This window comes from Streptomyces sp. NBC_00986, assembly GCF_045162565.1.
Classification (GTDB): Bacteria; Actinomycetota; Actinomycetes; order Streptomycetales; family Streptomycetaceae; genus Streptomyces.
In genome coordinates this window covers 232,125-244,750 of the sequence record NZ_CP108733.1, presented here as the reverse complement: position 1 = coordinate 244,750, position 12,626 = coordinate 232,125, and the positions used below count along the sequence as shown (strand labels likewise).

The following is a 12,626-nucleotide window of genomic DNA, read 5'->3' as shown; positions in this document are numbered from 1 at the left end:
CCGACCTCCTACGGACTGCCTTGTTCGAGGTCGCGCCCGCCGGCATGGTCCTGGGCCGGCTGATGGGTGCGTGCGAGCTCAGCCGCTGGCAGACCAGACGGGGGCTGGCCACGCTGCGCGATCTTTGCGCTGAACGTAGCTGGCCACCCGTCATTTGGGGGCGTGACCTGGGATATCACTTCTGCGCGAGCGAAGCCGAGCTGGAGGAGTGGGAGCGGGCCTGGCTCAGCGAGAAGCTCACCCAGTTCCGCCGGATGATCACGGGCACGATCGGCCCCCACCTGGCCCTGTTCCCCAAGAGCACGTGGGCCGGCTACCTCAGCGACCAGATGAAGGCGATCGAGTCGAACCTCACGATGGCCGCCCGGCCACCGCGCTGACCACTCTTCGCGGCCAAGACGCTCACCGCAGAATCAGGAGACCGGGGTCCGGTCCACGCGTCCGCAGCGCTCCCCACCGGGCCGGGCCCCACCATCCCGATGCGCGAGCCCCACTACCCCTCCGACATGACCGATGCCGAATGGCGCCTGATCGAGCCGCTGTTGCCGGTCCCGGCCTGCCAGAAGTCGACCGGCGGACACCCCGAGGCCCACCCCCGGCGGGAGATCGTCGACGGCATCCGCTATCTGGTCGACAACGGCATCAAGTGGAGGTCCATGCCCATCGACTTCGCGCCCTGGCGGACCATCCACGGGTTCGCGCGGCGCTGGGCCGCCGCCGGTGTCATCGGCGTCATCCGCGACCATCTCCGCCGCAAGATCCGTCTTGCCAGCGGGAAGACACCCCGCACCGCCTCCGCGATCATCGACTCCCAGAGCGTCAAGGCGTCCGAGACCGTCGGCAAGGACACCCGGGGATGGGACGAAGCCAAGAAGATCAACGGGAGGAAAAGGCACCTCATCTGTGACGACAGAGGTCTGGTGCTCCTGGTGATGGTGACCGCGGCCAACGTGACCGACCGCGAGGCGGCCAAGGAACTGTTGTTCCGCATCGCTCTCATCCACCCTGAGATCGCCATTGTCTGGGCCGACTCCGCATACGCCGGGAAGCTGGTGACCTGGGCCAAGACCCACCTCGACATCACCATCAAAACGGTACGGCGCCCGCCGGACGTGAAAGGCTTCGTCGTCCTTCCGCGCAGGTGGGTGGTCGAACGATCTTGGTCGTGGATCATGCGGGCCAGACGGCACTGCCGCGACCACGAACGGCTCCCCGAGATGAGCGAATCGTTGATCACCTGGGCCGCGATCACGCTGATGACCCGGCGCCTCACCCGCCGCAAGACCAAGCCCGCCACCCGCCGCGACGTCACCCCGTACTGCCTGGCGCAGGCGGCCTGACAGCCGGCCCCGGGCCGGGCTCCGATGAACTCCCGTGTCGTTACATCGATTCCGGCCAGCCTCGCCTTGCACGTTGACCGACCACCACACTAGGAGGCTAAAGTGCTAGGTAACTAGATAAATGGAGGAACTGGTGATTGAGTTCCACCTGAACAACCGGTCCGGCACGTCCCCCTATCAGCAACTGGTCCAGCAGGTGCGTCACGCGCTGAGGCTGGGCCTGTTGGAGGAGGGGGACCGGCTTCCCACGGTCAAGGAGGTCGCCAGGCAGGTGGCGGTCAATCCGAACACCGTGCTCAAGGCGTACCGGGAGCTGGAGCACGAGGGACTGGTGGCCGCCCGACCGGGCGTGGGGACATTCGTAACCCGGACGCTGGCCGACGCCTCGCTCGCCGCCCACGGCCCGCTCCAGAAGGACCTGCAGCGCTGGCTGACCAAAGCCCGACTGGCCGGCCTCGACGACGAGTCCATCGAGGCCCTGTTCATGACCACCTTTCGGACCGCCGCTGGAGAGGACGTAGCGTGAGCGCCGTCTTACGGGCCCAGGCCCTGGGCAAGAGATACAAGCAGCGCTGGGCGCTGCAGAACTGCGACCTGGACGTGCCCGCCGGGCGGGTCGTCGGCCTGGTCGGGCCCAACGGAGCCGGAAAGTCCACTCTGTTGAACCTGGCCTCCGGGATGCTGACCCCGACCGCGGGCACCATCGAGGTGTGCGGCGGTCGGCCTGCCAGCGGTTCCGCCCAGCTGGCCAAGGTCGGCTACGTTGCTCAGGACACCCCGACCTACACCGCCCTGAGCATCGCCGACCACCTGAGGCTGGGCGCCCGCCTCAACCCCGGCTGGGACGAAACCCTCGCCCAGCAGCGGATCCGACGACTCAATCTGGACCTCAACCAGAAGGCCGGGAGGCTGTCCGGCGGCCAGCGCGCACAGCTCGCCCTCACCCTGGGCCTCGCCAAACGGCCGGAACTGCTGATCCTGGACGAGCCGGTCGCCGCCCTCGACCCGCTCGCCCGCCGGGAGTTCATGCAGGACCTGATGGAGGCGGTCGCCGATCAGCAGATGAGCGTCGTGCTCTCCTCCCACCTGGTCTCCGACGTGGAACGGGCCTGCGACTACGTCATCGTGCTGGTCGACTCCCGGGTGCAAGTGGCCGGCGACATCGACGAACTGCAAGCCACACATCACCGGCTGACCGGGGCCCGCCGCGACCCGGCCACTCTCCCCGTCCGCCAGCACGTCATCTCTGCCAGCCACACCGACCGCCAGACCACCCTGCTGGTGCGCACCGACGGCCCGATCCACGATTCCGCCTGGACCCTCAGCCCGCTCAGCCTGGAAGACATCGTCCTGGCCTACATGACCCGGCCCGCCGACGCGGTCCGCGATTCCCGACCGGCGCTGGAGGTCCTTCGATGATCTGGCTGACCTGGCGCCAGTTCCGCACCCAGGCAACAGTGGTGTTCGCTGCCGTGGCCGCCCTTGCCGCACTCCTCGCGGTCACCGGCCCGCAACTGGCCGATCTCTACGACTCTGCCGGCCGCGACCTGCTCAACCGGATCTCCAGCGCCGATCAGAGTCTGTACTACGTCGGTTGGGCCATCGTCTTGGCCTTGCCAGCCATCATCGGCCTCTTCTGGGGCGCTCCGCTGATCGCGCGCGAACTGGAGGACGGCACCCACCGGCTGGCATGGAACCAGACCGTCACACGCACCCGCTGGCTGGCGACCAAGCTCGCTCTCGCCGGACTGGTCACCATGACCGTGGCCGGACTGGCCAGCCTCGCGGTGACCTGGTGGAGTCGCCCCATCGACCAGGCCGTGGGCAGCGGAGCCGATTCTTCGACCCCCTTCTTCCCGCGTATCGATCCAATGGTGTTCGGCGCACGCGGTGTCGTCCCCATCGGCTATGGCGCCTTCGCCTTCATCCTCGGCGTCACCGTCGGCGTCCTCTTCCGCCGTACCTTGCCCGCGATGGCTACCACGCTCGCCGTCTTCGCGGCCGTCCAGATCGCCATGCCTCTGTGGATCCGGCCCCACCTGGCCACATCGGTCCAGGTCACCCTCCCGTTCACGCAGGCCAAGCCCACGAGTATCGGCGTCGACTCCGTGCGTGAGGTCGACTTCGGCCAACCCGACGCCTGGATCCTGGCCGAACAGACCGTCAACGCATCCGGCCACCCGACCGCCATGCCCCCGTCCTTCGCCGACTGCGCGTCCTTCGCCGACTGCGTCCATGCCCTCGACAAGTCCGGCTACCAGCAGCAGGTCACCTACCAGCCCGCCGACAACTTCTGGGCCCTGCAGTGGACCGAGACCGGCATCTACCTCGGGCTCGCCCTCGGCCTGACCGGATTCTGCACCTGGTGGATCCGCCGCCGCCTGACCTGACCAAGCAACAGGTGCGGAGCGCGACGCCGGACCGCTGAAACAGGCGCGAGGGGCAACCGGGATCATTCGGCTGCCCCTCACCGTGTTTTGCAACGTTGTGTGTCACCGGACACGAGGACGCCAGTCTTGGCATGACTAGATCAGAGACAGGCACTTAACTTGCCGTTTAACGTCCGGCGGCCAGCACCAGCTGCCTGGGAATCCGTGCAACCGTCACTGTTGATCGGCAGCGAGTGCCAGGTCATGGATCATGAAGTGGAGTTGCACGTCGTCCATCGACTCTGCCCACAGTCCCTCGGCGTCGAGCACGGAGGCCGCGACCATCCGAGCCTCAGCGACGAGTTCGGGGTCGTACGTTAAGCCTGGCCAAGGAAGGACGGGGTAGTCGTTCTCCTCGCCGAACTGCCGCACCCTCTCCATGTCGCCCAGGGCGGCGTGCGGGAGTGACTCGTTCGCCCAGGACCACAGCCAGGTCTGCTGGGCAACACTGACGCTGCCGATCACTGTGAGTCGGCCTGTGAGGAAAACCTTGCCGTCGCGCGACCACGTGATCTGCGCGTCGTCCATCGACCAGTCGTATTGCACGTCTCCTGACAGGCCGAAGCGCTCGACCATGAGTGCCTGGCGCGAGCGGGCACGCTCCTGAGCCGCGAGCACGACCGCTTCCCAGCCGGAGTGGTCATGCTTCGAGCGGTCGTCCACGTTGCCTCCTCGTGCAGGACTGTCGGCAAGATCCTGCCACCTGGCCTGTGGCCAGGACTACCGGGCCTGGACTTGCCAATGTCCGGATGGACCTGTCGCTCATCCGGTCCGTCGGGGCTTGGTTCCCTTCTGGTGATGCGCGGGCCGGGCGTATGCCTCACCCGTGGCTAGGACTCTGCCGACATCGTGGCGGGGTGCTGGGTGGCGGTTCTTCGACCCGGGCGGCCTGCCGGGGCCGGGGCGGGCCGGTTTCGGTGCACCGGCTGGGGTGCCGGTCTTTGCCCGCAGGTTCCTGAACCCGCGACGGACCCGAGCAGGGGTGAGTCTGTTCGGGTCCGCCGACCGCTCCCACGGCCGACGCAGATCCCGCGCGAGCGGACGGGCGAGGCGAAGCTGAGCGTGCGCGGCTAGGACGAGCCATGTCCAGCGGTCGGCGGCCTGCGAGTCCCGCAGTTTGGGCCGGGTCCAGCCGAGAGTCTGCTTGAGCAGTCGGAAGGTGTGCTCCACGTCGAACCGGCGAAGGAACGCCTGCCAACAGCGGTCGACGTCCTGGGGATCGGCGCCGGTGCCCGACCACCACAGCCAGACAGGCTTGTTCACACCGCCGCTGGGCAACTTCTCGACCGACAGGCGGATCACGGTGCCCTCGATGATCGGCAGCGGCCCTTCGTGATCGCCCCATGCTGCCCGGCGGGTGAGCCGGGGATGCACCCGATCCCACGCTTGCGCCGTCGCCGTCCCATACTTGTCGGTGTCCGTTACGGTGACCGCGTCTGGGTCACCCCAGGTCTCGGGCCGGCCGAAGACGAACTCGCCTCCGTGCTTGGGCGGGCGGCCACCCTGTGGCGGGCAGATCCACGGCACCGGAACGGGCTTGCGCATCACCCGGTCGGAGCGGAGCCGGCCCAGAACTTCCACGGGCAGGTCGGCCAGGAGGTGGGCGATGCGGGGCGCGTCGTAGCCCGCGTCCAGCACGACCAAGACCTTCGGGTCCCCGTCGCGCCACTGGCCGGCGCCCACGAGACGTTGGACGACGTCGTGGACTTGGTCGGCTGTGACGGCGGCCAGGTCGGCGCCGGGCTCCAGCCGGATCGCGTCCAGCAGTGCGGTCCACGAGGTCCGGCCGGTCTCCAGCGCGGCGACGATCGAGTACGGCCAGCCGGGCACCATCTGGTGCTTGCCCAGGCCCCGGCCGAAGGTATGGCAGAAGGAGCGGTCTGACGAGGTGTCGGCGTCCGGACGCAACCAAGGAGAGACGTCTACCGCCAGCACCAGCCGACCGTCACCGGCTCGGGGAAGCGGGACAGTGGTCAGTGCCCGCCGCAGCCGGGCGACGTCGATGCGACCCTGGTTGATCCCGGAGTACAAGGCCCCGTGCCCGCGCCGATGCTCGGGAGCGAGCGCCAGGTCCACGAGGGTGCGGACCGGACCGTCGGTGCACAACAGCGCGTCGCACAGCTCGAACAGGGCGTCGCTCCGCGCGGTCAGGCACGCGTACAACTCCGACCGGAACTCCGCCATCACCGTCAACGCGTCTCGTTGAACCTCATGCTCGACCAATCCCACGATCCCGGCCTCCGTGCTGCGTTGTCGCTCAGCACAGGATCGACCAGCGGCCCCTCACACATCTGGTGAACTGGGGAAAACCGAACAAGTTCGAGCCCCGTTCGACGGCCGACCTTAAACGGCAAGCCTAAGGGATATCCGTTGTTTTTTCGGCGATTAGCACGAGGACTCCGCAGGGTCAGGCGGCCGGAACCGCCTGCGGATAGAGCACGCTCGGGTCGGCGGACAGGGCCGCCTTGAGCTGGATGCTGTTGGCGTCGGCGAGGATCTCCATCTTCCCGGCCTCGATACCGTCGAGGGCGGCGCGCACGACATCGGCGGGGTCGTTCTTCTCCACGTCCCACCCGGCCATCATGTCGGTGTCGGTGCTGGCCAGGTGCAGGCCCGTCACCGCGGTTCCCTGGCCCGCGAGTTCGAGGCGGATGCCGTTGGTGAGGCTCCACGCCGCCGCCTTCGACGCGCTGTAGGCGTTGGCCCCGTCGTAGGCGAGCCAGGACATCGCCGACAGGACGTTGAGGATGGCCCCGCCACCGCCTGCGGCCAGGACGGGAGTGAACGCCCGGACCACGTTGAGGGTGCCGAAGTAGTTGGTGTCCATCTCCAGCCGGATCTTCTCGGGGTCCCCGGTGACGAGGTTCTGCTGGGTGAAGACGCCGGCATTGTTGATCAAGAGGGTGACGTCCGAGGCCGCGCCCGCCGCGGCGGCGACCGAAGCCGGATCGGTGATGTCGAGCCGCAGTACCTCCACACCGGGGAGGTCGACGAGGTGGGGGGTGCGCGCGGTCGCGTAGACCTTGGTGGCGCCCCGGTGCAGGAGCTGTTGGGCGAAGTGCCTGCCGATGCCGCGGTTGGCGCCGGTGACGAGGGCGACGGAACCGGTGATCTTCATGGGGAGTCTCCTGGCAGTGGTGAGGTGATTCCTGTCCGGGCTGTTCACGGGCTACGCTAGAACCTGACGTTGACGTCAGAGGCAAGGAATGTGATCCAGGTCATGGAGGGGGCGTTGATGCGCATCGGCGAGCTGGCCTCAAGGGTGGGCGTGAGCGTGCGGGCACTGCGCTACTACGAAGAGCAGGACCTACTGGCCTCGGTGCGCAGCCCCAGCGGCCAGCGGCAGTACCCGGACAGCGCGGTCGACCGCGTCCAGCTGATTCAGCAGCTGTACTCCGCAGGGCTGCCGAGCAGGGCGATCCTGGAACTGCTGCCGTGCGTCGAGACCGGTGACGTGACCCCCGCGCTGCTCGACCGGCTGTCGGCCGAGCGGGACCGCATCGATGCGCAGGTCAGCACCCTGGTGAAAACCCGGGACCGGCTCGACGCCATCATCACCACAGCCTCCACGGCAAGGAGCGCGGGCCGGCCCTGCCCTCGTTGAGCAGCGCGCCTTCCCCAGGCGTGCGGCAGTGCTTGTCCGCCCGACGCAGACGGACGCCCGTCAGCAGGCGTCACTCGAGTCTCTTGGTGGTGGGCCGTCCGTCCCAGCGGTAGAGCGGGGTCGCGCGGCGGATGAGCATGCGGAGCGTGACGACTGCGTCGGACCGGCAGAGGGAGAAGTCCACAGCGCACTGGCGCTTCTCGGTACAGCGGCGGAGCTTGCCGAAGCCGTTCATCCATGCGTGGCTCCGCTCCACGACCCACCTCCTGCCGGCCTGGATCGGTGCGGGCACGCCCTTGCGGGCGATCTCGCCGGTTAAGCCCAGTTCCTCGAGCGCGGCTCAGGCCTTGTCACTGTCGTAGCCCCGGTCCACGTTGACGTTGACCTGCTCGGGAAACACACCGATCTGCTTCTTCGCGGCCTCCAGGGTGGGCACGAGCAGCGGGGAGTCATGACGGTTGGCCCCGGCCGGGACGAGACCGATCGGGACGCCGCGGGCTTCGGTGGCCACTGAGCGCTTCAGGCCCTGCTTGCCCCGGTCGGCCGGGGAGCGTCCGGCTCTCTCGCCGCCGCAGGGAGTTTTGGTGATGCACCCGTCGACGGACAGCTCACGGGAGTTGGAGGCCGATCATGCGGTCGTACGCCTGCACGGCCGGCCCGTGGACCTGCTCGGCCATGCCCAGCTGCGCCCCGTACTTGACGCGGCGTCGGATGGTGCGGTCGGAGCACCGGCGGTCGGCGATCCGCTCGTATCCGTAGCCGTGCACCAGAGCGGCGATGACGCGCCCGAAGACAATCCGGTCCGGGATGCGCGGGTTGTGGCAGCCGAGCGGATGGGTATCGACATGCTCGGGCAGCAGTGCTGCGAACTGGTCCCACTCGAGCCTCTGGCCACGCTGGAAGACGCCTGGAACCAGGGACGGTGAACCCACCCACAGCCCTCACGCGGCGGATGATTCCGCGCGATGCCGACGAGTCACCTCACGATCGCGGACCGGCAGGCCGTCCGAGCCGGTATCGGCTGATTCACGTGCTGCCGCCATGCCCCCGGACCGGTATGCGCTTCCCGCGCAGGGCCTTCGCCCTTCTCGGCGGCCCGCGTCTTTCGGCCCCCTGCCCCGGGTCGCAGTGACTGTCCGACCACTGCGAGCGGCTGGAGCCGCTTCGCCGACTGCACGGCTCCAACCCTTCGTCCTCCCCAGCCCTTTTCGAGTCCGGGATGTACTCCCGCGCACCCCGGGGTGGGTGGTGAGGACGATCCAGTGCGAGGCAGTGATGGAGGGGAGCATGGCGCCGTCCTCGCACTCGCGGCCGCCGCCCGTGCCCACTCGCATGCGGCCGCGGCCCTCCACCATTCCACCACCAACGGCCCATGGCCGGAGGGTCACAGGGGTTGGGAAATGGTACGGAGCCGTGAGACGGCTTGCTGGATATCGGCGAAGGCACGTTCTACGCTCGCGGGCCGACGGCAGGAGATGATCGCCTGATCCGGGAGCAACTCGCCCCGATTGAAGGGCAGTTCGCGGCACCACCGCGTTCGGATCCGTCGGCGGGAGGACGGAACACATCGCTTGCTCAGTGCCGACTACCGCTTCTCGGTGACATGGATGATGAAGGCGATGGCGAAGGGTGCGGCGGCCACGACCGACCGACTCGGGATGGCGGGTTGATGAACACATCCGGTGGGCCGTTCCACGGACGCGCTCTGTGCAAGTGTGGGGAGCGGACAGGTCGACACCGAGCACCCGGACACTGATCGGCTGCCGCGGTCGGCCGTCTGCGACAGTGAGGAGCGCCCCATGGGCGCGAACACGGTTGAAGCCGCGGTGCCTGACGCCATTCAGGAGCTGACGGACCGACTGACAGTCTCCTACGCCGACCTGCTGACGGCTGTGATCGTTCGGGATGTGGTGCAGGACTGCTACCAGCCGCTCAGCAACGCTCGTATCCCCACCTACGTGCCGATCCTCGTCGAGCACGGCAGCCGTACCAAGCTGCGGCAACTCACCCGGCGCTTCGATCCCACGGTTCTCGTTCCCGAGCATTCCGACGGGACACGCGGCCACTCGATCACGAGGGCCTGCCGAAGGGTTCGGATCGCGCTGACCCGCTCGGCATAGGCACGGTGGCCACGGCTTTCGGCATGTGGAAAGGCCGGTCCGCTACCGCAGCGCGTTGACCGCGGCCGAGAACAGCGGGAGCATCCGGGATGCCGCGGGGACGATGAGGCGGGCGGTGCAGGACGTCGGCTCGCGGTCAGCAGGGTGCCGGTTGGCAGTCGGTGGCGTCGGGTCAGCCAGGCTCAGCCGCGTTCGCATGCGTCCGGACGATCCGCGGTCAGGCAGCGGACGGCCCCCGGCCGACCCAGCGGTACTGATCCCGTTGCTCACCCTGCTTGGTCCACCGCACGCCCCTCTGCGATGTGCGCAGGCGCGGGCGTACTGAGCGATGTGGCCCTGGTTGCATCACGGTGGCGTCGGACCCAGCGGAGCGCTTCGTCGGCTCCCCAGACGATGAACGGGAACGGTGCGATGACCGCGAGCTGAGCCGGGCCGAGGGCTGCCGTGCCGAAGATGTGCTGGAGGGGCGGTGCGTAGACGACCGCCGCGGTGAAGGTCAGCTCGAAGGCGATGCCCCACAGGAGAAGGCGGTTGGTCCAGATGCCGACGGTGAACAGGGAGGCGCGGTCGGTGCGGGCGGCGAACGCGGTGCCGATCTGGCAGGCGACGATGCCGACGAACGTGATGGTCGTCGCTTCCAGGTAAGCCTGGTGCAACGGGGTGCCGCCGCCCGTGGGATCTCCTGGGTGCCAGCCCGCGCGCCACAGAGTGAAGAGGAAGCCACCCATGACCAGAACTGCGGAGACGGTCCCCAGGAACGCCCATGCGCGGAAGAGGAGGGCCCGGTCGATGACTCCCGTCGTGCGGGGTCGGGGCGGGCGGGACATGAGTCCGGGCTCGGCAGGCTCGCGTCCCAGTGCGAGCGCGGGGAGTGTCTCGGTGCCGAGGTCGATCGCCAGGATCTGCAGGACCGTCAGCGGCAGCGGGATGTGGCCGCCGGAGAGTGCGAAGACGAGGAAGGGAACGACCTCGGGTACCGCATGGGCGAAGATGTAGAGCACGAACTTGCGGACGTTGTCGAAGACGCGTCGTCCCGCGTCGACCGCGGAGACGATGGTGGCGAAGTTGTCGTCGGTGAGCACCATCGTGGCTGCTTCGCGGGCCACGTCCGTTCCCGACTTGCCCATGGCGACACCGATGTCGGCGTGGCGCAGTGCGGGGGCGTCGTTGACGCCGTCTCCGGTCATCGCCACGACCTCGCCCTGCGCGCGGAGGGCTTCGCAGATACGGAGTTTGGCTTCGGGTGAGGTGCGGGCGAAGACGATCTCCTGTCGTTGCGCGAGCAGTTCGTCGAGGTCCTTGTCGCTCATCCGGTCCAGTACGTCGCCTGCGAGGACCGGGCTGCCGACGTGGCCGATGCCGACCTGACGGGCTATTTCCGCAGCGGTGAGTCCGTAGTCGCCGGTGATGACGTGGATACGGATCCCGGCCTGGTGCGCGTCCTTGACGGCGTCGGCGACGCCGGCACGTGCGGGGTCCGCCATGGCGACCAGGCCGATCAGGGTCAGTCCGGATTCGGCTGTCGGCCGGTCCACCGGCGCCTTCTCCCCGTGGTCCAGGACGTGGTGGGCGATGGCGAGCACCCGCAGTCCGGAGGCCGCGTAGCCGTCGATGGTGGTGTTCAGTTCTGCGCGCACGGCGGCGTCCAGTTCGACGCTCTTTCCCTGCGGGTCGAGGAGGTGGGTGCAGCAGGGCAGGACGGCTTCGGGGGCGCCGTTGGTATGCACCGTGGCGGCGCCTGCCTCGTCGTTCACGGTGGACATGCGCTTCAGGTGGGCGTCGAAGGGAAAGATCGTGCGGCGGGCTGTCTTGCGCTGCGCGGGCTCGACGGCGACGCCGAGGTCCTCGGCCAGGCGCAGGATCGCGAGTTCGGTGGGATCGCCGCTGCCCTGAGGCTGTTCCGGTGTGGGTGCCTCGGCGGTGGTGCAGGCGGCGCCGCTCGCCGCGAGGACTTCCGCCTGCGGCTCGTGGACGGCCCGGTCCGCGTCCGTCTCGCCGCCCGCCAGCCACAGCCGGGTCACCCGCATCCTGTTCTCGGTGAGGGTGCCGGTCTTGTCCGTGCAGATCACGGTCGTCGATCCCAGGGTCTCGACTCCCGAGAGGCGTTTGACGACGGCTCCTCCACGGGCGAGTTCCCGCACTCCCGCGGCGAGGGCCAGGGTGATGGTGGGCAGCAGCCCTTCGGGGACGTTGGCGACGATCAGCCCGATGGAGAAGCTGATGGCAGCACCCCAGCCCAGCCCGGCGGCGACGCCGATGGGCAGGAAGGCCGCGCCGATCGCGACCGCGACGACGGCGATGATCCAGGTGGCCCGCCGCACCTGCTTCTCCAGCGGGCTGCGTTCCGTGTGCACGCGCTGCGACAGCGCGGCGATGCGGCCCAGTTCGGTGTACATGCCCGTCCGGGTCACAACCGCTTCCGCCTCGCCACCGCTGCAGGTGGTACCGCTGAAGACGAGTTCGTGTGCCTCCAGCAGGGAGCCGGTCTCGTCGGACGGCTCGGGCGAGCGGGTCACCGGAAGGGATTCGCCGGTCAGCGAGGACAGGTCGAGCGTGAGAGTGCCCTCGATGATCCGCGCGTCGGCGCAGACCCGGTCGCCCTCGGAGACGACGAGGATGTCGCCGGGCACGAGATCCTTGGCCGCGACCTCGCACCGCACCTTGTCGCGTACGACCCTGGCGGTGGGCGGCAGGAACGCGGCCAGTGCCTCCACGGCTCGCTCGGCCTGCATCTCCTGGACGAAGGCGAATCCGGCGTTCAGGAGGATCACGGCCACAACGGCGATGGAGAGCGCGGGTGTTCCTCCGGCCCATGCCAGGACGGCGGCGAGGGCCAGCAGGATCGCCAGGGGCTGGGTGAACTGGGAGAGCAGTTCGCCCGGCCAGCGCCTGCCGCCGGAACGGGTCAGCACGTTCGGGCCGTAGACCAGTTGTCTGCGGGTCGCCTCCCGGCTGGTGAGGCCCGAGGGGGAGGTGCGCAGGTCGCGGAAGAGTTCCGCCGGCTGTCGCCGTTCGTCGGCCTGCTCGGCGTTGTCGGGTTCACCGGGCAGCGCGGCTTCTCGCTCGGCGGTGTGTGATGACCGGGTCATGAGGGGCTCTCCCGGGAAGGAACGTGCCTGGGATGGTGCGGATG

General features: G+C 68.7%; 11 protein-coding genes and 1 pseudogene. 7 read left to right on the top strand and 5 right to left on the bottom strand.

Features of this window, described 5'->3' with window-relative positions; all coding sequences use genetic code 11:
* The first annotated feature begins 20 nt into the window (after positions 1-20).
* The 5 genes from OG504_RS00975 (at position 21) to OG504_RS00955 (ending at position 3,730) form a co-directional block, all read left to right on the top strand.
* Positions 21-380 carry a RacP protein gene (locus OG504_RS00975; RefSeq protein WP_405987912.1) on the top strand — a complete coding sequence of 120 codons (360 nt, stop codon included), beginning with the start codon at positions 21-23 and terminating at the stop codon, positions 378-380.
* Between the two features lie 99 nt (positions 381-479).
* Positions 480-1,340 carry an IS5 family transposase gene (locus OG504_RS00970; protein WP_405987911.1) on the top strand — a complete coding sequence of 287 codons (861 nt, stop codon included), beginning with the start codon at positions 480-482 and terminating at the stop codon, positions 1,338-1,340.
* Positions 1,341-1,461: 121 nt separating this feature from the next.
* Entirely contained in the window at positions 1,462-1,866 is a 405-nt protein-coding gene (locus OG504_RS00965) for a GntR family transcriptional regulator (RefSeq protein WP_405987910.1), read from the top strand.
* Positions 1,863-2,759, top strand: a complete 897-nt coding sequence (locus OG504_RS00960) for an ABC transporter ATP-binding protein (protein ID WP_405987909.1) — start codon at positions 1,863-1,865, stop codon at positions 2,757-2,759. The genes OG504_RS00965 and OG504_RS00960 overlap by 4 nt, the downstream gene beginning before the upstream one ends.
* Positions 2,756-3,730, top strand: coding sequence for an ABC transporter permease subunit (locus tag OG504_RS00955; RefSeq protein ID WP_405987908.1), 975 nt, complete (start codon positions 2,756-2,758; stop codon positions 3,728-3,730). The genes OG504_RS00960 and OG504_RS00955 overlap by 4 nt, the downstream gene beginning before the upstream one ends.
* 213 nt (positions 3,731-3,943) lie before the next feature.
* On the opposite strand, the gene OG504_RS00950 is transcribed toward OG504_RS00955, so the two are convergent.
* From OG504_RS00950 to OG504_RS00940, 3 genes are all read right to left on the bottom strand, one after another.
* The gene (locus tag OG504_RS00950; RefSeq protein ID WP_405987907.1) at positions 3,944-4,432 is read right to left on the bottom strand and encodes a DUF6882 domain-containing protein; all 489 of its coding nucleotides are present in this window, start codon (positions 4,430-4,432) and stop codon (positions 3,944-3,946) included.
* Between the two features lie 99 nt (positions 4,433-4,531).
* A complete protein-coding gene (locus OG504_RS00945) occupies positions 4,532-5,998 on the bottom strand; it encodes an NF041680 family putative transposase (protein WP_405987906.1) in 1,467 nt (488 codons plus the stop codon).
* Positions 5,999-6,176: 178 nt separating this feature from the next.
* Positions 6,177-6,887, bottom strand: coding sequence for an SDR family oxidoreductase (locus OG504_RS00940; RefSeq protein ID WP_405987905.1), 711 nt, complete (start codon positions 6,885-6,887; stop codon positions 6,177-6,179).
* Between the two features lie 117 nt (positions 6,888-7,004).
* Here OG504_RS00940 and OG504_RS00935 point away from each other — a divergent pair, with 117 nt between their 5' ends.
* A complete protein-coding gene (locus OG504_RS00935; protein ID WP_405996231.1) occupies positions 7,005-7,373 on the top strand; it encodes a MerR family transcriptional regulator in 369 nt (122 codons plus the stop codon).
* Positions 7,374-7,443: 70 nt separating this feature from the next.
* Here the strand turns inward: OG504_RS00935 and OG504_RS00930 are convergent.
* A pseudogene (locus tag OG504_RS00930) lies at positions 7,444-8,290 on the bottom strand (IS5 family transposase).
* A gap of 882 nt (positions 8,291-9,172) precedes the next feature.
* Here OG504_RS00930 and OG504_RS00925 point away from each other — a divergent pair.
* Positions 9,173-9,493: a three-helix bundle dimerization domain-containing protein gene (locus tag OG504_RS00925; protein ID WP_405987904.1), complete on the top strand. Its 321-nt coding sequence runs from the start codon at positions 9,173-9,175 to the stop codon at positions 9,491-9,493.
* Between the two features lie 266 nt (positions 9,494-9,759).
* Here the strand turns inward: OG504_RS00925 and OG504_RS00920 are convergent, their stop codons facing one another.
* Positions 9,760-12,582 (bottom strand): cation-translocating P-type ATPase, encoded by a 2,823-nt coding sequence (locus OG504_RS00920; protein ID WP_405987903.1) that lies wholly within the window; start codon positions 12,580-12,582, stop codon positions 9,760-9,762.
* Positions 12,583-12,626: the final 44 nt, after the last annotated feature.